18 protein-coding genes are annotated in these 19434 nt (G+C 60.7%); 15 read left to right on the forward strand and 3 right to left on the reverse strand.

Translation table 11 applies throughout. The annotated features are described in order from the left end of the window. Positions 1-33 precede the first annotated feature (33 nt). From ACVHNU_RS14060 to ACVHNU_RS14095, 8 genes are all read left to right on the forward strand, one after another. Positions 34-1383, forward strand: coding sequence for an APC family permease (locus ACVHNU_RS14060; RefSeq protein ID WP_473020036.1), 1350 nt, complete (start codon positions 34-36; stop codon positions 1381-1383). A 119-nt stretch (positions 1384-1502) separates the two neighbouring features. Further along, complete coding sequence (locus tag ACVHNU_RS14065; protein ID WP_201137211.1) at positions 1503-2519, forward strand: arginine N-succinyltransferase; 1017 nt, start codon at positions 1503-1505, stop codon at positions 2517-2519. A 61-nt stretch (positions 2520-2580) separates the two neighbouring features. Further along, complete coding sequence (astA, locus tag ACVHNU_RS14070) at positions 2581-3615, forward strand: arginine N-succinyltransferase (RefSeq protein ID WP_473020037.1); 1035 nt, start codon at positions 2581-2583, stop codon at positions 3613-3615. A 185-nt stretch (positions 3616-3800) separates the two neighbouring features. Then, positions 3801-4670 (forward strand): isocitrate lyase/PEP mutase family protein, encoded by an 870-nt coding sequence (locus ACVHNU_RS14075; protein WP_003226214.1) that lies wholly within the window; start codon positions 3801-3803, stop codon positions 4668-4670. Between the two features lie 283 nt (positions 4671-4953). Next, positions 4954-5133: a hypothetical protein gene (locus ACVHNU_RS14080; protein WP_003226216.1), complete on the forward strand. Its 180-nt coding sequence runs from the start codon at positions 4954-4956 to the stop codon at positions 5131-5133. A 148-nt stretch (positions 5134-5281) separates the two neighbouring features. Beyond that, the gene (locus ACVHNU_RS14085; protein ID WP_473020038.1) at positions 5282-6055 is read left to right on the forward strand and encodes a hypothetical protein; all 774 of its coding nucleotides are present in this window, start codon (positions 5282-5284) and stop codon (positions 6053-6055) included. Continuing rightward, entirely contained in the window at positions 6052-6732 is a 681-nt protein-coding gene (locus ACVHNU_RS14090; protein WP_473020039.1) for a transposase, read from the forward strand. Before ACVHNU_RS14085 ends, ACVHNU_RS14090 begins: the two co-directional genes overlap by 4 nt. Further along, on the forward strand, positions 6729-6905 hold the full coding sequence (locus ACVHNU_RS14095) for a hypothetical protein (protein ID WP_003226222.1): 177 nt from the start codon (positions 6729-6731) through the stop codon (positions 6903-6905). The genes ACVHNU_RS14090 and ACVHNU_RS14095 overlap by 4 nt, the downstream gene beginning before the upstream one ends. Positions 6906-7091: 186 nt before the next feature. Here ACVHNU_RS14095 and ACVHNU_RS14100 read toward each other — a convergent pair whose 3' ends face one another. Both ACVHNU_RS14100 and ACVHNU_RS14105 read right to left on the reverse strand, forming a co-directional pair. Then, positions 7092-8327 carry a M20/M25/M40 family metallo-hydrolase gene (locus tag ACVHNU_RS14100; protein WP_473020040.1) on the reverse strand — a complete coding sequence of 412 codons (1236 nt, stop codon included), beginning with the start codon at positions 8325-8327 and terminating at the stop codon, positions 7092-7094. A 208-nt stretch (positions 8328-8535) separates the two neighbouring features. Continuing rightward, a complete protein-coding gene (locus ACVHNU_RS14105) occupies positions 8536-9609 on the reverse strand; it encodes a diguanylate cyclase (protein ID WP_226500099.1) in 1074 nt (357 codons plus the stop codon). A gap of 169 nt (positions 9610-9778) precedes the next feature. On the opposite strand from ACVHNU_RS14105, the gene ACVHNU_RS14110 reads away from it, so the two are divergent. From ACVHNU_RS14110 to hglS, 6 genes are all read left to right on the forward strand, one after another. Beyond that, positions 9779-11230, forward strand: a complete 1452-nt coding sequence (locus ACVHNU_RS14110; protein WP_473020041.1) for a flavin-containing monooxygenase — start codon at positions 9779-9781, stop codon at positions 11228-11230. Between the two features lie 21 nt (positions 11231-11251). Continuing rightward, positions 11252-12178 carry an alpha/beta fold hydrolase gene (locus ACVHNU_RS14115; protein ID WP_262143048.1) on the forward strand — a complete coding sequence of 309 codons (927 nt, stop codon included), beginning with the start codon at positions 11252-11254 and terminating at the stop codon, positions 12176-12178. Between the two features lie 184 nt (positions 12179-12362). Then, positions 12363-13862: a glycolate oxidase subunit GlcD gene (gene glcD, locus ACVHNU_RS14120; RefSeq protein WP_473017557.1), complete on the forward strand. Its 1500-nt coding sequence runs from the start codon at positions 12363-12365 to the stop codon at positions 13860-13862. Further along, a complete protein-coding gene (gene glcE / locus ACVHNU_RS14125; protein WP_473017558.1) occupies positions 13862-14911 on the forward strand; it encodes a glycolate oxidase subunit GlcE in 1050 nt (349 codons plus the stop codon). The genes glcD and glcE overlap by 1 nt, the downstream gene beginning before the upstream one ends. Positions 14912-14913: 2 nt before the next feature. After that, the gene (glcF, locus tag ACVHNU_RS14130; RefSeq protein WP_473017559.1) at positions 14914-16134 is read left to right on the forward strand and encodes a glycolate oxidase subunit GlcF; all 1221 of its coding nucleotides are present in this window, start codon (positions 14914-14916) and stop codon (positions 16132-16134) included. Between the two features lie 88 nt (positions 16135-16222). Further along, on the forward strand, positions 16223-17611 hold the full coding sequence (gene hglS, locus ACVHNU_RS14135) for a 2-oxoadipate dioxygenase/decarboxylase HglS (RefSeq protein ID WP_473017560.1): 1389 nt from the start codon (positions 16223-16225) through the stop codon (positions 17609-17611). Between the two features lie 109 nt (positions 17612-17720). On the opposite strand, the gene ACVHNU_RS14140 is transcribed toward hglS, so the two are convergent. Next, positions 17721-18398 carry a type 1 glutamine amidotransferase domain-containing protein gene (locus ACVHNU_RS14140; RefSeq protein WP_473017561.1) on the reverse strand — a complete coding sequence of 226 codons (678 nt, stop codon included), beginning with the start codon at positions 18396-18398 and terminating at the stop codon, positions 17721-17723. Positions 18399-18805: 407 nt separating this feature from the next. Between ACVHNU_RS14140 and ACVHNU_RS14145 the strand changes: the two genes are divergently transcribed. Next, on the forward strand, positions 18806-19321 hold the full coding sequence (locus ACVHNU_RS14145; protein ID WP_003226246.1) for an Hcp family type VI secretion system effector: 516 nt from the start codon (positions 18806-18808) through the stop codon (positions 19319-19321). Positions 19322-19434: the final 113 nt, after the last annotated feature.

Here is a 19434-nt window from a genome sequence, read left to right on the forward strand (position 1 = left end):
AACGTTCGATAGGCTGACAAGGAGTTGCGCTTCATGGAAATAGAACAGTTCGGCTACAAACAGGAGTTGAAACGTAGCCTGACACTGAACGACCTGGTGGTGTACGGGATGATCTTCATGATCCCCATCGCCCCCTTCGGCGTGTATGGCTACGTCAATGCCGAGGCACCCGGGATGGTGCCGCTGGCTTATATCATCGGCATGGTCGCGATGCTGTTCACCGCGCTGAGCTACGGCAGCATGGCCAAGGCGTTTCCGATCGCCGGTTCGGTATATTCCTACGCGCAACGCGGCCTCAATCAACACGTCGGGTTCATCGCCGGCTGGCTGATGCTGCTCGACTACCTGCTGATTCCGCCGCTGCTGTACGTCTATGCGGCAATGGCCCTCAACCATCTGTACCCGGACATTCCGAAGGTCGGTTTCATTCTGGCGTTCCTGGTCAGCGCGACGTTCGTCAACCTGCGCGGCATCACCTTCACCGCACGGATGAACATCATTTTCCTGCTGGCGCAGCTGGTGGTGCTGGGGATCTTCCTGTTCTACGCCTGGAATGCCCTGCACAACGGCGGCGGCAACGGCGAGCTGACCCTGGCGCCGTTGTATCACCCGGAAACGTTCAACTTCGCCCTGCTGATGCAGGCCGTGTCGATTGCCGTATTGTCGTTCCTCGGCTTCGATGCAATCTCGACCCTCGCCGAAGAAATCAAGGGTGACCCGGGCAAAAGCGTCGGCCGTGCAGCGCTGATCACCCTGGTGGTGATGGGCGTGATTTTCGTCGTTCAGACCTGGATCGCCACCGATCTGGCCGCCGGCATGGGCTTCAAATCCGCCGACACCGCGTTCTATGAAATTGCCGAAATCGCGGCGGGCAGCTGGCTGGCAACCCTGACCGGTGTTGCCACGGCGCTGGCCTGGGGCGTTGCGGTGGCGATCACCTCGCAAGCCGCGGTTTCGCGCCTGCTGTTCGGCATGGCCCGCGATGGCAAGTTGCCGAAAGTGCTGGCCAAGGTGCACCCGAAGCACAACACCCCGTACCTGAGCATCTATCTGGTGGCGGTGCTGTCGCTGGTGATCTGCTACCTGTTCATCAACTCGGTGGACACCCTGACCTCGCTGGTCAACTTCGGAGCCCTCAGCGGTTTCATGCTGCTGCACCTGACAGTGATCAACTACTACTGGCGTCGGCAGAAGTCCGGTCAGGTGGTGCGCCATCTGATCTGCCCGGTGATCGGCTTCATCATCGTCGCCGCCATCATGTACAACATGGGCGTCGATGCGCAGAAACTCGGCCTGATCTGGATCGCTCTGGGTCTGGTGTACCTGTTCTTCCTGAACAAACTCGGCGCCAGCACCGCGCTGCCTGACCCGAGCAATGGCTGACAAGAAAAAGAGCGGCGTCTGACAACAAATCAGGCGACCGCCGCTTTAAAGCGTGGCAACCGACAGTGATAGTCAGGTTCGGTGGGGATCACCGGACCCTTTGATACAGGAGTGCATCCATGCTGGTCTTACGCCCAGTCGAGCCAACCGACCTGCCGCAATTGCAGCAACTGGCCCGCGACAGTCTGGTCGGCGTTACGTCGCTGCCGGACGACAGCGAACGCCTGCGCGAAAAAATCGCCGGTTCCTGCGCCTCGTTCGACAGTGACATTCAGGCGCAAGGCCCGGAGAACTACTTCTTCGTACTGGAAGACCTCGACACTCAGCGGCTGGTCGGCTGCTCGGAGATCCTTGCCACTGCCGGTTTCAACGAACCGTTCTATAGCCTGCGCAACCGCCACTTCACCAGTGCCTCGCGGGAGCTGAACATCGAGCACGGGGTGCCGGCGCTGTCGCTGTGTCACGACCTCAACGACCACACCCTGCTGCGCGGTTTTCACATCGACAACGCGCTGGTGCGCAGCGCCTTTTCCGAATTGCTGTCGCGGGCGCGGCTGCTGTTCATCGCCGCTCACGCACAACGTTTCGCCGATGCGGTGATCACCGAAATCGTCGGCTACAGCGACGAGAACGGTCATTCGCCGTTCTGGGATGCACTGGGCAAGCACTTTTTCGACCTGCCCTACGTCGAGGCCGAGCGCCTGTGTGGTCTGCAGAGTCGCACGTTTCTCGCCGAACTGATGCCGCAGTACCCGATTTATGTGCCGATGCTGCCCCTGGCGGCGCAGGAATGCATCGGCCGGATTCACCCGGATGGCCAGGAAGCGTTCGACATCCTCGAACGTGAAGGCTTTGAAACCAACAGCTACATCGATCTGTTTGATGCGGGTCCAACCCTGTATGCGCGCACCGCGAACATCCGTTCGATCGCCCACAGCCAGACCGCCACCGTGCGCCAGCAAGCGCCGATCGACGCGCGTGGCCGTTATCTGTTGAGCAACGACGCACTGCACGGCTTCCGGGCCATCGTAGCCGAACTGGATTACCAGCCTGAGCAACCGCTGTCGCTGACGCCGGATCTGTGTGCCGCACTGAAGGTCACCGATGGCAGCACGATCAGGCTGATAGCCCTGTGAATCGCCCCCGGTTGCACACCCAACGACAGTGCCCGAACAGGCGCGTACAAGGAGTTACCGCATGATCGTCCGTCCGGTCAAAGTCAGCGACCTGCCAGCGCTGATGACCCTGGTGCAACAGGCCGGCCCGGGGTTCACCACCCTGCCGGCCAATGAGGATCGCCTCGCCCACCGGGTGCGCTGGGCCCAGCGCGCGTTCGCCGAACAGGTAGAACGCGCCGATGCCGATTATCTGTTCGTGCTCGAAGACGACGACCTGCGTGTGGTCGGCGTCAGCGCCCTGACCGGCGCGGTCGGCCTGCGCGAGCCGTGGTACAACTACCGGGTCGGCCTGACCGTGAGTTCGGCACCGGATCTGGGCATTTCGCGGCAGATCCCTACACTGTTTCTCAACAATGAGCTGACGGGCCAGTCGGAACTGTGTTCGCTGTTCCTGCACCCTGAACACCGCCATGGCAGCAACGGTCGATTGCTGTCGTTGGGGCGCCTGCTGTTCGTCGCCGAATTCCCCCAGCTGTTTGGCGAGAAGATGATCGCCGAACTGCGCGGCAGTGCCGATGAGCTCGGTTGCTCGCCGTTCTGGGACAGCCTCGGCCGGCACTTTTTCAAGATGGATTTCAGCCACGCCGACCACTTGTCGGGCCTGGGCAACAAGTCGTTCATCGCCGAACTGATGCCGCGCCAGCCGTTGTACACCTGCATGCTCACCGAGCAGGCGCAAGCGGTCATCGGCCAACCGCACCCCAACACCGAACCGGCGCTGAAGATCCTGCGCGCAGAAGGTTTCACGCATAAGGGCTACATCGACATCTTCGACGGCGGCCCGGTGATCGAAGCGCCGATCGGCAGCATTCGTACCGTGCGCGACAGCCTGGCGCTGACTCTGAGCCTTGGCACGCCGGACGAACAGGCCCCCTTATGGCTGATCCACAACCGTCGCCTGGAGAACTGCCGCATCACCGTGGCCGCCGGTCGTCAGGTCGGCAATACCCTGGTGGTCGACCGCCTCACCGCCAAGCGCCTGCAACTGCAACCGGGCAATTCGGTGCGCGCTGCGTTGCTGCCCAGGCAACAGCAACAGGCGGTAGCGGCCTGAACTCGGGCCCTGCCACTGGAAATCCGCTGATTGCAGATGAAACCTTTCAGCCGCTGGAACCATCATCAACGCCTCACTCGCAAATTCGTCATGAACCTTGACCCATTCGCGTGATAGCCTTTTCATTCTTCGGCGTTGACACCTTTGCTCAAGCCGTTCCATTCCTTTGTATTGGTGGAACTCGTATGACCAGGCTTTCCCATCAAGATTTGCGCCGTAACTTCCGTCAATTGCTGGCTTCGGACACCTGCTACCACACCGCCTCGGTGTTCGATCCGATGTCCGCGCGCATTGCCGCAGACCTGGGTTTTGAAGTGGGGATCCTCGGCGGCTCCGTCGCTTCGTTGCAGGTGCTGGGCGCCCCCGACTTTGCCCTGATCACCCTCAGCGAGTTCGCCGAACAGGCCACCCGCATCGGCCGCGTCGCCCAACTGCCGGTGATCGCTGACGCCGACCACGGCTACGGCAACGCCCTTAACGTGATGCGCACCATCGTCGAACTGGAACGCGCCGGCGTCGCCGCCCTGACCATCGAAGACACCCTGCTGCCGGCGCAATTCGGCCGCAAATCCACCGACCTGATCTCGGTCGCCGAAGGCGTCGGCAAGATCCGCGCGGCGCTGGAAGCCCGGGTCGATTCGGAAATGGCGATCATCGCCCGCACCAACGCCGGGATCCTGCCAAATCAGGAAATCATCAGCCGTACCAAGCAATACCAGGCTGCCGGTGCCGATGGCATCTGCATGGTCGGCGTGCAGGACTTCGATCAGCTTGAGCAAATTGCCGAGCACCTGAGCGTCCCGCTGATGCTGGTCACTTACGGCAACCCGGCGCTGCGCGACGACAAGCGCCTGGCAGAACTCGGCGTACGCGTGACTATCGACGGCCATGGCGCCTATTTCGCGGCGATCAAGGCAACGTACGACAGCCTGCGCGAACAGCGGCAGATCTTCACCCAGGCCTCCGACCTGAGCGCCACGGAACTCACGCACACCTACACCCAGCCTGAGGATTACATTCTCTGGGCGAAGGAATACATGAGCGTGAAGGAATGATTGCCCTCTGATCCGAAGAGCCTCGGGCAACTCTAAAGATGGCCGGTAGACGCAATGTCACCGGCCAGTTGCGAGGACAGGCGAATTAATCGCCGTCAACTTCTACCCAGCGATACACACCCACAAACAAACACCAACATTTAACAACAACTACTGAGTTGATATTAACTATCGCCTCCTTATAATCGCAAACCGTTAAACAGCAAAAACTTTAACACCCGAACACCAAACTTAAATTCATATACCGAGCAATATTCCGCTCAACTCACGACAAGGATTCGTCATGAAAACCGTTACTGCCAATTGGCAAACAACGCCTCTGCTGCGCGCAGAAACCAAAGTCATCAACATGCCAACCAAGTCCGCCCATGCGGCCAACTGCCCGGGCTGGGACGGCCTGCGATTTAACGTCGGCAACCTTCACGAGATCAAGAAACTTCGTACGCTGCCCGCTCAGGCTTAACCCCCGGGGCTGTACCGCAGATGTCAGCGTTCAGGCAACTTCAGCGCTGACATCTGCTTACCAAAACAAAACAACAAACCCTGATTATTGCGCCTGATCAAATATTCGCAAACGTACATTTGACAGCACAAAAACAAAGCGACTTCCCATGATAAAAAACCTGCTCAACCCAGACTTGACGCCTGACCAGCTTATTACCTGCATCAAGACAACAAACATGGGGAACGAAGTAAAGCGTCTGGCCGACCAGTTATCCGAACCTGCAACAGATACCGAGAATTTATCCCGTCACGCCGCGATCATGAAAGCGACGAACATCCACACTGGAACGTTGACGTTATATTGCAACAAAGATGGAAATATCAGCCTCAAGGCACCTGATAACGCACCCGCGCCTGAGCAATTCTATTCCGTACCCGGAAACAGCGTTTTGTTCGCCATCAACGGGCAATCGTATTCCATTCAGCTTTATCGGCTGGACGGTGAATACCTGACTCGCGCAGAACAGGTGATCGTGGATGCCGAAAATCCGTTGTTCATCGACGGCAGCAAAACGCTGTACGACAGCAATCCCAAAGGAAACGGGCACCCGGCGTTTATCGGCAGCATCAATCTGCCCGATAGAACCGCAGACATCAGTGTGTTCGACCCTCGCTCATTGCGCAAAATCGGCTGGTTCCCCCATGACGACAGCGCCGCGCGCTTTCTGGTGAGTCTTGAATTGCTTGAAGCGGCACAGGACCCCGGAGCCTGCAAAGTGGCCCAGGAGTTGATTTTTCACTATCACCCCGCTGTCGCCTGGAAGGCCTTTCAGATGATCAGCAGAACGGATCGACAGACCGCGCTGAATTGCGCCCCGCTGTTGAGAAACCTGCAAGACAGTCGCCTGAACCATTTACTCGACCAGTGTGAGGCGGCATGAAACTGCAGACATTTATTGAGCGTATGGCGACTTACGATCTACAACTGGACAGTTCAAGGATCGTGGAAGATCTGCGTCAACTGGCGACTAACCGCACGTTGTTGAGCGAATATCTCTACATCACGATTCAACAGGACGGTTTCAGTACCAAAAACAGGCTTTACGGGGCCTATGCATTTGTCCTGCACTCCAACGATCTATTTACCGTTCGCCTGGGTTTCTGGTCGCCGGTCACGTCACGGGATGAAAGGGAAACCTTTATCTACGACCTCAACCACAGCCATGACTTCGAACTCTATTGCGTGGGTTACAGCGGTGACGGCTACACCACCGTTTCGCGAGAGATTCTGAATCAGGCGCCGCTGCAGGCTGGCAGAAGGCCCGAGTTCGGCGAAGAACGAATCCTTAAACTTATTCCGGGTGAGGTGCTGCACATGCTTCCATTAAAGGAAGTACACAAACAGCTACCCCCTGAAACGATGTCCGCCTCGCTGAGTTTGCTTATTCATCCTCCGCAGGCAGCCAAAACCGAAGAAGCCTGGTGCTTCGACGACAATCTGGTGCCGACTTATCCCGGCATCGCCCGCCAGGAGACAGCGCTCTATGACAGCCTGCTGTCCCGGCTACAACGTGAGCAGACTTCACTGCTCACTCAATCAGAAAGGAAATCTGCATGAACAAGCAACTCGATAACTGGAACCACACCCCACTGCTGCACGCCGGCGCCAACGTCATCAACACACCGGTTGCAACCGCTGCGGCATCGCCATGTGCAGGCATCATTCCACGTTACAACGTGGGCAACATTCACGAAATCAAGCAGTTCTGGAACATGCCGCAATCCGCTTGATTCTTGCTGGCCCGGCGCACTATGAGGGTCAAGAAGTAGTGCGTCGGCCGGCGTGACGCCATCGCGAGCAGGCTCACTCCTACAGTGGATCTGTGTCGAACACCAATGCTGTGTTCACTGAAGATCCTCTGTGGGAGCGGGCTTGCTCGCGAAAGCGTCAGTTGCAGCACCGCCCAACCGCGGGAGTCAGCGCTTGGCCAGCTCCATGATCATCCGCGACAACAGATAAATCCGTGGCGTCACGCTCGCCACTTCGGCGTATTCCTCCGGCGTATGAATATTGCCGCCGACTATCCCGAAACCATCCAGCGTCGGCGTCCCCACGCCGGCTGACAGGCTGGCATCCGCCGCCCCACCACTGCCCTCCTCGGTCAACTTGCGGCCGATCTCGCCGTAAATCCCCTGGGCCATGGCCATCAAGCGATCCGACTCCGCCGTCTGCGGCATCGGTGGCAACCCGCGCTTGAGGCTGGTGGTCACTTCAGTTTCCGGAATCAGCTTGTCCTGCGACACCCGCGCCAGGTCTTTCTCGATCCGGTCGAATTCTTCCGGCACGGCTGCGCGCACGTCAGCCTTAGCGGTCGCATGATCCGGGATCACGTTGGTGCGATCACCGGCCTGGAGCACAGTGAAGTTGATCGTGGTTTTCTTCGCCTCGTCGCCGAGTTTGCCCAACTGCAGAATCTGGTGCGCGGCTTCCATCGCCGCGTTACGCCCCAGTTCCGGTGCGACCCCGGCATGCGCCGCTTTGCCCTTGACCTCGACCAGCGCCGTCGCGCTGCCCTTGCGCCACACCACCAGACCATCGGCCGGCCGCCCCGGTTCGAGGTTGAGGGTTACGTCATGCGCCTTGGCGGTTTTCTTGATCAGGTCGGTGGCGACGTCCGAACCGGTTTCTTCGCTGGCATCGAGCAGGAAGGTGATTTGCGCGTAGTCCTTGAAGTCGAGATTCTTCAGAATCTTCAAAGCGTAGATCCCGGCGACGATGCCGCCCTTGTCGTCCATCACCCCCGGCCCGTAGGCACGCCCGTCCTTGATGTGGAACGGGCGCTCGGCGGCGGAGCCTTCCTTGAACACCGTGTCCATGTGCGCCATCAAAAGGATTTTTGCCTTGCCGGTGCCCTTGAAGGTCACCAACACGTGGTTGGATTTTTCCGGGGTATTGGGCACCAGCTCGATGGTGGCGCCGAGTTTTTTCAACTCCTCGATGGCGATCTCGCTGACTTGCTTGAGCCCAGGCTCATAACCGGAACCGGAGTCGATATTGACCAGCCGTTCCAGCAGTTTCAGGGCTTCGGGTTGATACTGTTCGGCGTCGGCCAGCACTTGTTTGTGCGGTTCGGCGAAGGCGCCGGCAGCACTGAAGGCGAGGGACAGGCCGAGGCTGGCGGCCAGCAGGGAGCGGGGGAATGCGAACGTCATGAATCGATCCTTGTTTCGCGTCGGGGGGACTCAAACCGTACCTGACATCGACGCAAGGCTCTATACCGGAAGCGACATCTCTGCGGCCGACACCGAACACTTGTAGGCCTTCGCCTGCTCGCGATAGCGGAGTGTCAGCCGACATCAATGCCGCTGACAGAACGCCTTCCCGAGCAAACCCGCTCCCACAGGGGACGGCGTTGATAGATCAGACCGAATCGAGCAGTTCCTGCTTCGGCAGATCGTCACTGTTACAGATCACTCGATTGCGCCCGGTCGCCTTGGCCTCGTACAGCGCCTGATCGGCCTCATTGAGCCAACGGGTCGCGTCGCCATGCGCCGGATCGTACGCCGCCAGACCAATGCTCAAACTGACCTTGAGCGCCGGGTTCTGCTCGTAACCCAGGGTGGCAAAACGCTCGCGCAAGGCTTCCATGGCCTGCGCGGCATTGAACAGCGGCAGGTCGGGCAGGATCACGCAGAACTCGTCGCCGCCATAGCGCCCGGCGACGTCCGCCGCACGCAGGTTCTGCTTGAGCATCTTGCTCAACTGGCGCAACACGATGTCACCTGCGACGTGGCCATAGGTGTCGTTGATCGCCTTGAAGTGGTCGATGTCGATCAACGCAATCGCCGCGCCTTGCTTCTGTCGGCGGCAACGCTGAAATTCGACTTCCAGTTGATCCTTCCAGGCGCCGTGATTGAGCAGCCCGGTTAGGCTGTCAGTGCGACTCAAAGCCAGCAGCTCACGTTTGTGCAGGCCCAGCGTGGAGGCCTGGCGAAAGCAGATCCAGCCCAGCGCCAACGGGTACAGCATCAGCAACGGCAGGCACGCATACAGCTGCAAGGGTGAGGTTTGCGGGATAAACGCCGGGGCGAAAACCACCAGGCCGACGCCGATCCCGAGGATCTGCGCCGCCAGGCCCGCCGCGAGAAAACGCAAACCGCCGATGGCGACATTATTCATCGCCATCATCGAAACGGTGGTGGCGCTGGGCAGCGGATTGAACTGCATGGCGGCGACCCAGAAGCCGCCCATAAAGGCGTCAACCAACAGATTGCGGTGTTCCGCATGGTAAGGAACGCTGGCACGACGGGCCCATTGAAACGCCAGGTGCGGCCAGAGCAGGCCATTGAACAGCATCAACGCCCAGACCCACAGCGGCGGGTCGAGCGGGTACATCGCCGCGCTCACGCACAACAGCCCCAGCACCAGCCCGAGGGTTCGCGATGTATAAAGCCTCCTGGCCAATGAAAGTCCCTTTCCCCCCTTGTTTCGCATAAGGGCCTCGAGCACTCAACGGAACCTGCGAACACCGTCAGACGGATGTGCTGGAAGTCTAACAGGCAGCCGTTAAATAGCCATCGCCGGCCAGCCCGCTCCCACAATGCAAATTTTTAGCTATACCTGAAAGGACGAAAACGGAAAAACGACTATAAGAAGGAGGCCCATGCAGACCTACCGAGTGTTGATCATCGGCAGCGGATTTGGCGGCCAATGTGCGGCGGTCAACTTGCTCAAGGCCGGGATCGACGATTTTCGCCTGCTGGAACGTCGGGATTTCTTCGGCGGCACCTGGTGCCAGAATACCTACCCCGGCGCGGCGGTGGATGTGCCGTCGCCGCTCTACTCGTTGTCGTTTGCACCATTTCCCTGGACGCAGATGTTCGCAGCCCAAGCCGAATTGCATCGCTACACCGAACACGTCATCGAGCGCTTCGGTCTGCGCGAACGCGTGGAGCTGCAAACCAACGTCGAACGCATCGAATGGGACGACACCGAAAAGCGCTGGGCGGTGCACACCAGCCAAGGGATTTTCTACGCGCAGTTCGTGATCAACGCCTCCGGGCCGTTGAGTCAACCGGTGATCCCACCCTTCCCTGGCCTGGATCGCTTTCAGGGCAAGACGTTTCATACAAACAATTGGGATCACAGCTACGACTACAAGGGTAAACGCGTGGCCATCGTCGGCAGCGGCGCCAGTGCCGCGCAGGTCATTCCGGCGATAGCCCTTGAGGTCGAGCAACTGCATGTGTTCCAGCGCACGCCACATTGGGTGCTGCCGCGCGCCGATCGCCGCTTCGGCCGTTTCCAGCGCTGGCTGCTGGGGGTGAAACCGGCCTACAAGCTGCTGCGCTGGCTGCTCTACTGGCAATTCGAAACCCGGGTCATCGCCTTCAAATACTCAAAACCGGCGATTCATTTGGTCCAGCGCCAGGCCCTGCGTTTTCTCAAGCAACAGGTGCCGGACCCGGTATTGCGCGCAAAACTCACCCCGGATTTCACCATCGGTTGCAAGCGCATCCTGCTTTCCAGCACCTATTATCCGGCGCTGACCCGGCCCAACGTCACACTGCACAGCCGCGAGCAAGGCATCGCCGCGCTCGACGAAACCGGCATCCTCACCCAGGACGGCCAACACATCGACGTCGACCTGATTGTCTGGTCCACCGGCTACGACGCCACCGACGGCGTGGTCTCCTATCCGGTGACCGGCAAGCACGGCGTGCAACTCAAGGATGTCTGGGCGCAGTACCCGCGCGCCTATCTGGGCACCAGCCTGCCGGACTTTCCCAATCTGTTTATCGTCACCGGGCCCAACACCGGCATCGGGCATACCTCGGCGCTGTTCATCATCGAAGCGCAGATGAACTACATCCTCGACTGCATCCACACCTTGCAGTCAAAAGGCCTGCACAGCATCGAAGTGCGCCCCGAGGCGGAACGTACCTACACTGCAATGATCCACCGTGAGATGGAACGCACGGTATGGAAGTCCGGTGGCTGTCACAGTTGGTATCAGAGCAAGAGCGGTCATGTGATCGCGATATTTCCGGGCTTCAGTTTCAGCTACTACCGGTTGACCCGGGCGCTGAAACCGGCTGACCACATTCTGTCCTGAACACGTAAAAGGAAGACGTCGATGCTTGTGCTGTTTGTCGCTCTCGCGGTTTTCGTGGCCTGGAGCTGGTTGAGTTACCCGGCGGTCGGGCATTGGCTGTATGACCTGAGCACGGCGCTCGAGGCCAAGTTGTACAAGTTGCACAAAATCGAAGTGCCGATTGCCGAAATGACGGTGTCGACCTGGCAAGGTGGCCCCTATGAAGCGGCCAGCGCGATCCTGATGCTGCACGGCTACAGCGCCGAGAAAAATCTGTGGCTGCGCTTCGCCAGGCACTTTGTCCGCCAGTACCGGGTGATCATCCCGGACCTGGCCGGCCACGGTGAAACCGGGTTCAAGGCCGGTGGCGGCTATGACATTCCGCTGCAGGCCAAGCGCATGATCCAGCTGCTCGACGTCTGCGGCGTGGAGAAGGTTCACGTGATCGGCAACTCGATGGGCGGCTACATTGCAGCCTGGCTGGCGGCGACCTACCCGGAGCGGATCGCCTCAGTGGCGCTGATCGACCCGGCCGGCGTCACCGCGCCGGAAGCCAGCGACATGGAGCGCCATCTGGCTCGTGGGCATAACCCGTTCCTGATCAATTCGAGGGAAGAGTTCCGGCAGTTTTATGCCATGACCATGGCCTCGCCGCCATGGGTGCCCGGGCTGGTACTGGACGCCATCGCTCAGCGATACCAACGTCAGCGTGATGAACTGGAAGAGATCTTCCGCGACTTTCGTGCCAGCCCGCCGATGGAGCCGAAACTGGCCGAGATCAAATGCCCGGCGCTGCTGTTGTGGGGCCGCAAGGATCGCTTGATCGACGTCAGCAGCGTGCCGGTGTGGAGCAAGGGTATCGCCAATCTGCGGGTCGAAGTGTGGGACGGCGTCGGGCACATGCCGATGGTCGAACAGCCGGGGAATACTGCGCGGTTGTATCGGGAGTTTCTGGGCAATCAGCGATGACAGCCACCACAGTCCTTGTGGCGAGGGCGCTTGCTCCCGCTGGGGCGCGAAGCGGCCCTGATCCAGCGAAAGCGACTTGCCTGCCTCGACACGGCACCAATCTCAGGTCTGCTGCGCAGCCCAGCGGGAGCAAGCTCCCTCGCCACAAAAAACCGTCCCGGCGACAAAGATTCGGAAGGTCGGAATGAACATTCTCTACGACGAACGCCTCGATGGCCCGCTACCGGAGGTGAACAAGGCTGAACTGCTGAAAACTCTGCAGCACGCCATCCCGGATCTCGACCTTCTCTGGCAAGAGGACGAACTCAAGCCGTACGAGTGCGACGGCCTCTCGGCCTACCGCACCACGCCAATGCTGGTGGCCCTGCCCCGGCGACTCGATCAGGTGCAAGCCCTGCTCAAGCTCTGTCATCAACACAACGTGCCGGTGGTTGCCCGTGGCGCCGGCACCGGGTTGTCGGGCGGCGCGCTACCGCTGGAAAAAGGCCTGCTGCTGGTGATGGCGCGGTTCAACAACATCCTGCACATCGACCCGGCGGCCCGCACCGCGCGGGTGCAACCCGGGGTGCGCAATCTGGCGATTTCTCAGGCAGCCGCGCCGTTCGGCCTGTATTACGCGCCGGCCCCGTCTTCGCAGATTGCCTGCTCGATCGGCGGCAACGTCGCGGAAAACGCCGGTGGCGTGCATTGCCTCAAATACGGTCTGACCGTACACAACCTGCTGAAAATCGAAGTGCTGACCATCGAAGGCGAACGCCTGACGCTGGGCAGCGACGCCCTCGATTCGCCGGGTTTCGATTTGCTGGCGCTGTTCACCGGATCCGAGGGCTTGCTGGGGATCATCACCGAAGTGACGGTCAAACTGCTGCCCAGACCGCAGGTCGCCAAAGTGCTGCTGGCCAGTTTCGACTCGGTGGAAAAGGCTGGCCGCGCCGTGGCTGACATCATCGCCGCGGGGATCATTCCCGGTGGCCTGGAGATGATGGACAACCTCGCCATCCGCGCCGCCGAAGACTTCATCCACGCCGGTTACCCGGTCGATGCCGAAGCCATCCTGTTGTGCGAACTCGATGGCGTCGAAGCCGATGTCCACGACGATTGCCTGCGGGTCCGCGAGGTCATGACCCGGGCCGGTGCCAGCGAAGTGCGTCAGGCCCGCGATGAAGCCGAGCGCGTGCGCTTCTGGGCCGGGCGCAAAAACGCTTTTCCGGCGATCGGTCGCTTGTCGCCGGACTACTACTGCATGGACGGCACCATCCCGCGCCGCGAGTTGCCCGGCGTGCTGCAAGGCATCGCCCGCCTTGGCGCCGAATACGGCTTGCGCGTGGCCAACGTGTTCCATGCCGGCGACGGCAACATGCATCCATTGATCCTGTTCGACGCCAACCAACCGGGCGAACTGCATCGCGCTGAAGCGCTGGGCGGGAAGATTCTCGAACTGTGCGTGCAGGTCGGCGGCAGCATCACCGGCGAACACGGGGTCGGCCGCGAGAAAATCAATCAGATGTGCGCGCAGTTCAACAGCGCTGAACTGACGCTGTTCCACGCGGTAAAAGCCGCGTTCGACCCGCAAGGCCTGCTCAATCCCGGCAAGAACATCCCGACCCTGCATCGCTGCGCGGAATTCGGCGCCATGCACATTCATGCCGGGCAACTGCCATTCCCCGAACTGGAGCGCTTCTGATGGCTGATTTCGACGCCAGCGGCGCGCTGCTCGATCAGGTCAACGCGGCCCGGGCCAACACCACGCCGTTGAAGATTCAGGGCGGCAACAGCAAGGCGTTTCTCGGTCGCGAAGTGGCCGGTGAAGTGCTCGACGTTCGCACGCATCGCGGCATCGTGCGCTATGAACCGACGGAGCTGGTGGTCAGCGTGCGCGCCGGTACGCCGTTACGCGAATTGCTGGCGGCGCTCGACGCGGCCGGGCAGATGTTGCCGTGCGAGCCGCCGGCCTTCGGCGACAGCGCCACGGTGGGCGGGATGATTGCCTGCGGTTTATCCGGGCCACGGCGGCCATGGTCAGGTTCGGTGCGCGATTTTGTTCTCGGCACTCGGGTCATCACCGGGCTCGGCCAACACCTGCGCTTCGGTGGCGAGGTGATGAAAAACGTCGCCGGCTACGACCTCTCGCGCCTGTTGACCGGCAGTTTCGGCTGCCTCGGCGTGCTCACCGAAGTGTCGCTGAAAGTCCTGCCGAAACCGCGTCAATGCCTGAGCATCCGCCTCGACCTCGATTGCGCCCGGGCGCTGGCGCGGCTTGCCGAGTGGGGCCAGCAACCGTTGCCGATCAGCGGCGCCTGTCATGACGGGCAAAGCCTGTATCTGCGCCTTGAGGGTGGCGAAGGCTCGGTAACCGCTGCGCATCAACGCCTCGGCGGCGAACCGCTGGACTCGGCTTTCTGGCGCGACTTGAACGAGCAACGCCTGGACTTTTTCGACGAAGGCCTGCCGCTCTGGCGCCTGTCACTGCCGAACAATCTCGGGCCGCAGGACTTGCCCGGCCAGCAGTTGATCGACTGGGCCGGTGCGCAACGCTGGCTGAAATCCGATCACGAACACATCCAGATCCTCGCCCAGGAACTCGGCGGGCACGCCACCTGCTTCACTCATGGCGCCAGCGACACACCGTTCCAGCCGCTGCCGCGCACGCTGATGCGTTATCACCGGCAACTCAAGGCGCAACTCGACCCGCAAGGGCTGTTCAACCCCGGCCGGATGTACGCGGAGTTCTAGCCATGCAAACCACCCTCAGCGAACAGTCCCGACGCCTGCCGCGCGCCGCCGAGGCAGAAAAGATCCTCCGCACCTGCGTGCATTGCGGGTTTTGCAACGCGACCTGCCCGACCTACCAGTTGCTCGGCGATGAACTCGACGGGCCGCGCGGGCGCATCTATCTGATCAAGCAAGTGCTCGAAGGCGCCGCGGCCACCGCGCAGACTCAACTGCATCTGGATCGCTGCCTGTCCTGCCGCAATTGCGAAACCACCTGCCCTTCCGGCGTCGATTATCACAACCTGCTCGACATCGGCCGGGCAGTGGTCGACAAGGCCGTGCCGCGCCCCGCCGCCCAACGTCTGCTGCGCGAAGGCTTGCGCGCACTGGCGCCGAATCCCGGCGTGTTCAAGGGCTTGCTGCGGGTCGGCACGACGTTCCGGCCTTTGCTGCCGCGCCTGTTCGAAAGCAAATTGCCGCAGCGCTCGTCAGCATCCGGTTCACGCCCTGCTCCGCGCCATGCGCGGCGGGTGTTGCTGCTCGAAGGTTGCGTGCAACCGGGCCTGTCGCCGAACACCAACGACGCGACAGCGCGGGTGCTCGATCGACTGGGGATCAGCGTCACCCCGGTGGCCGAGGCCGGTTGCTGTGGCGCACTGGACTATCACCTCGACGCCCAGGCCAAGGGCCTCGACCGCGCGCGGCAGAACATCGACGCGTGGTGGCCGCATCTGGAAAACGGCGCCGAAGCCATCGTGCAGACGGCCAGCGGTTGCGGAGCGTTCATCAAGGATTACGGGCATTTGCTGGCGCAGGATCCGCGCTACGCCGACAAGGCGCGGCAGATCAGCGAACGGACACTGGATCTGGTGCAGATGCTCGCGCAGGAACCTCTGGAGAAAGTGTGCGCCGCCAGCCAACGCCGGATCGCCGTGCATTGCCCCTGCACTCTGCAACATGCGCTGAAACTCGGCGGCGCGGTGGAGGCACTGTTGACCCGGCTGGGCTTCAACCTCACGGCGGTGCCGGACGGGCATTTGTGCTGCGGTTCGGCCGGCACCTATTCGCTGACGCAACCGACCCTTGCCCGGCAACTGCGCGACAACCGCCTCAACGCCTTAGAGAGCGATCGCCCGGACTTGATCGTCACCTCCAACATCGGTTGCCAGAATCATCTGGCCGGCGCCGGGCGCACCCAGGTTTTGCACTGGATCGAACTGGTGGATCAGTCGTTGGCAGAATGAAGTTCGTAGGATTCTTCGTTTGCCGGCGTCGGCGAAGGCTGCGATCTTTTCCTCCATCCATTACGTGACCGTGGCAGGAATTTTTTTCATGACCGTGCAGCCTTTCGTCAGCCCCGACCTGATCCGCCAACGCTTCTCCAAAGCGATGTCCGACATGTACCGCGAAGAAGTGCCGCTGTACGGCGCGCTGATGGAACTGGTGGAACAGACCAACCGCGAAGTGCTCGCCGCTCAGCCGGACATCGCACGGCAGCTCGACAGTACCGGTGAAATCGAACGGCTGGACATGGAGCGCCACGGCGCCATCCGCGTCGGCACGGCTACAGAGCTGGCGACCCTCGCCCGCCTGTTCGCGGTGATGGGCATGCAACCGGTGGGTTATTACGACCTGACTCCGGCGGGTGTGCCGGTGCACTCCACGGCGTTTCGCGCGGTGCATGAGGCTGCATTGCAGATCAGTCCGTTTAGGGTGTTCACCTCGTTGCTGCGCCTGGAACTGATCGAGGATCCCGAGCTGCGCGAGTTTGCCGAATCGGTGCTGAACCGGCGTTCGATCTTTACCCCTACGGCATTGCGTCTGATCGAGCAGGCTGAGTCAGCTGGCGGGCTGAATGAGGATGAAGCGGCGCAATTCGTCCTACAGGCACTGGAGACCTTTCGCTGGCATCACAGCGCAACCGTCACCGCCGCGCAGTACCAGACCCTCAGCGCCCAGCACCGTTTGATCGCCGATGTGGTGGCGTTCAAAGGCCCGCACATCAATCACCTGACCCCGCGCACCCTGGACATCGACATCGTCCAGGCGCAGATGCCGCTACATGGCATCACCCCGAAAGCGGTGATCGAAGGCCCGCCGCGCCGGCAATGCCCGATCCTCCTGCGCCAAACCAGTTTCAAGGCGCTGGACGAGCCGATTGCCTTCACCGACCAGAGTGACACCCACGGCAGCCACAGCGCGCGCTTCGGCGAAATCGAACAACGCGGTGCGGCGCTGACTCCCAAGGGGCGAGCGCTGTATGACCGTTTGCTGAATGCCGCGCGCGATGAACTCGGTGATTTCCCCAACGAAGGCAACGCCGCACGTTACAACGCGCTGATGGCTCAGCACTTTGGCGAATTTCCTGACAGCGTCGACGGCATGCGTGAACAGGGACTGGCGTACTTTCGCTACTTCCCTACGGAAAAAGGCCTGGCAGCGGGTAGTCTTAAGTCGGCATCGCTGGAGGATTTGCTCCGTGAGGGCCATGTGAAAGCTGAACCGTTGGTGTACGAAGATTTCCTGCCGGTGAGTGCGGCGGGGATTTTTCAGTCGAACCTTGGGGATGCCGCGCAGACGCACTATGGCGAACACTCGAACCGCCAGGCGTTTGAACAGGCGCTTGGGCGTGCGACGATTGATGAGCTGGGGTTGTACGCTGAGACGCAGCGACGGTCGATTGAGGAGTGCGCCCAGGTTTTGGGCCTGAAACTGTTCTGACTGTGGCGAGGGAGCTTGCTCCCGCTGGGCTGCGAAGCGGCCCTCGTTTTGGCAGCGCTGCGCACTCCAGCGGGAGCAAGCTCCCTCGCCACAGAATCAAATGTTGCTTCTAGCGCAACCGCGACAACAACGCGAACGCCGTCTCCTCGGACGACGCCGGATTCTGCCCCGTCAGCAACAATCCATCCTCACGGGTATAGCTCGACCAATCGGCGCCCTTGGAGAAAATCCCGCCCTTGGCCTTGAGCTCATCCTCCACCAGAAACGGCACCACGTTGGTCAGCCCTACCGCCTCCTCTTCGCTGTTGGTGAAACCGGTCACCTGCTTACCGTTGACCAGTGGCTGACCGTCCGCACCTTTGACATGGCGCAGCACACCAGGCGCATGACACACCGCTGCAACTGGTTTGCCACTGTTGTAAAACGCTTCGATCAACGCAATCGAATGGCGGTCTTCAGCCAGATCCCACAGCGGGCCGTGGCCACCGGGATAGAACACGGCATCGAAATCAGCAGCCTTCACCGTGTCCAGCTTGACCGTGGAGGACAGCGCCGACTGGGCGGCGGAGTCCTTGCGAAAGCGCTCGGTCGCGGCGGTCTGTGCGTCCGGTTCGTCACTCTTCGGGTCCAGCGGTGGCTGGCCACCCTTGGGCGAGGCCAGCGTCAGTTGCGCGCCGGCATCCTTGAACACGTAATACGGCGCGGCGAATTCTTCCAGCCAGAAACCGGTTTTCTTGCCGGTATCACCCAATTGATCGTGGGACGTTAAAACCATCAGGATTTTCATATCGTTCTCACTCGCTGTGGGGAAGGTGCGGACGCCGTTGGCGCGGTCGTGAGTGATTGACCGTCGCGCAGGGCGAATCGTTTCAAGCGCTCGACGCTGGCACTTGGCCTTACTGCGCAACTTCTTGCGCACTCGCTCGGCGAAAAAGACTGATCATCGCGCTGTAGGCCTTGACTGGCGTGGCTTACAGCCGAGTGCGCAACTTCTTGCGCAGTACTGCGCAAGAAGTTGCGCACTTTCCACCTCGATTCAGCAAAAAACATCGGTCATAACGCAGGCTGGAGCCGCTTCACCCCCGGCTGCCGGGACCTTCGATAAAGCTGGCACGCTCCTTGATAACAGTCAGGCACCCACCGGGCGATTTCGCCTCCCGGGCACCCTAAATTTATCCGCAAGGAGAGCACCCCATGGCAACACCAGCGTACATGTCGGTTACCGGCGAAAAACAAGGCCTGATCACTGCCGGCGCCTTCACCGCCGACTCCGTTGGCAACACCTACCAGGAAGGCCACGAAGACCAGGTCATGGTTCAGGCTTTCAGCCACGACGTGATCATCCCGCGTGACCCACAGTCCGGTCAGCCAACCGGTCAGCGCGTTCACAAGCCAGTGATCATCACCAAGGTCTACGACAAGGCTTCGCCTCTGCTGCAAGCTGCTCTGACCTCCGGCGAGCGCATGAGCGAAATCGTTATCCAGTGGTACCGTACTTCGGCTCAAGGTACTCAAGAGCACTACTACACCACCAAACTGGAAGACGCGATCATCGTCGCCATCAACAACAAAATGCACAACTGCCAGGATCCAGGCAACTCGCACTTCACCCACCTGGAAGAAGTGCAGTTCACCTACCGCAAAATCACCTGGACCCACGAAGTATCCGGTACTTCGGGTTCCGATGACTGGCGTGCTCCAGTCGTTTAATTACGGCTGATCGTTACAAGCATCGACCAGCCCTGCTGGTCGATGTTGTTTACGCCCCTCCAGAATTTCGCGTGCGTTGAACCGCTTTGCGGTTGTCGACGAACGCCGCTGTA

This window comes from Pseudomonas sp. Ors-4-3C, from assembly GCF_055755035.1.

Coding starts and splice junctions, on each gene's coding strand:
- glcD (WP_473017557.1), top strand. CDS start 12,363: ATGAACATTCTCTACGACGAACGCCTCGATGGCCCGCTACCGGAGGTG.
- glcF (WP_473017559.1), top strand. CDS start 14,914: ATGCAAACCACCCTCAGCGAACAGTCCCGACGCCTGCCGCGCGCCGCC.
- ACVHNU_RS14100 (WP_473020040.1), bottom strand. CDS start 8,327: ATGACGTTCGCATTCCCCCGCTCCCTGCTGGCCGCCAGCCTCGGCCTG.
- ACVHNU_RS14115 (WP_262143048.1), top strand. CDS start 11,252: ATGCTTGTGCTGTTTGTCGCTCTCGCGGTTTTCGTGGCCTGGAGCTGG.
- glcE (WP_473017558.1), top strand. CDS start 13,862: ATGGCTGATTTCGACGCCAGCGGCGCGCTGCTCGATCAGGTCAACGCG.
- ACVHNU_RS14145 (WP_003226246.1), top strand. CDS start 18,806: ATGGCAACACCAGCGTACATGTCGGTTACCGGCGAAAAACAAGGCCTG.
- ACVHNU_RS14060 (WP_473020036.1), top strand. CDS start 34: ATGGAAATAGAACAGTTCGGCTACAAACAGGAGTTGAAACGTAGCCTG.
- ACVHNU_RS14065 (WP_201137211.1), top strand. CDS start 1,503: ATGCTGGTCTTACGCCCAGTCGAGCCAACCGACCTGCCGCAATTGCAG.
- ACVHNU_RS14095 (WP_003226222.1), top strand. CDS start 6,729: ATGAACAAGCAACTCGATAACTGGAACCACACCCCACTGCTGCACGCC.
- ACVHNU_RS14140 (WP_473017561.1), bottom strand. CDS start 18,398: ATGAAAATCCTGATGGTTTTAACGTCCCACGATCAATTGGGTGATACC.
- ACVHNU_RS14080 (WP_003226216.1), top strand. CDS start 4,954: ATGAAAACCGTTACTGCCAATTGGCAAACAACGCCTCTGCTGCGCGCA.
- ACVHNU_RS14090 (WP_473020039.1), top strand. CDS start 6,052: ATGAAACTGCAGACATTTATTGAGCGTATGGCGACTTACGATCTACAA.
- ACVHNU_RS14085 (WP_473020038.1), top strand. CDS start 5,282: ATGATAAAAAACCTGCTCAACCCAGACTTGACGCCTGACCAGCTTATT.
- ACVHNU_RS14110 (WP_473020041.1), top strand. CDS start 9,779: ATGCAGACCTACCGAGTGTTGATCATCGGCAGCGGATTTGGCGGCCAA.
- ACVHNU_RS14105 (WP_226500099.1), bottom strand. CDS start 9,609: ATGCGAAACAAGGGGGGAAAGGGACTTTCATTGGCCAGGAGGCTTTAT.
- hglS (WP_473017560.1), top strand. CDS start 16,223: ATGACCGTGCAGCCTTTCGTCAGCCCCGACCTGATCCGCCAACGCTTC.
- ACVHNU_RS14075 (WP_003226214.1), top strand. CDS start 3,801: ATGACCAGGCTTTCCCATCAAGATTTGCGCCGTAACTTCCGTCAATTG.
- astA (WP_473020037.1), top strand. CDS start 2,581: ATGATCGTCCGTCCGGTCAAAGTCAGCGACCTGCCAGCGCTGATGACC.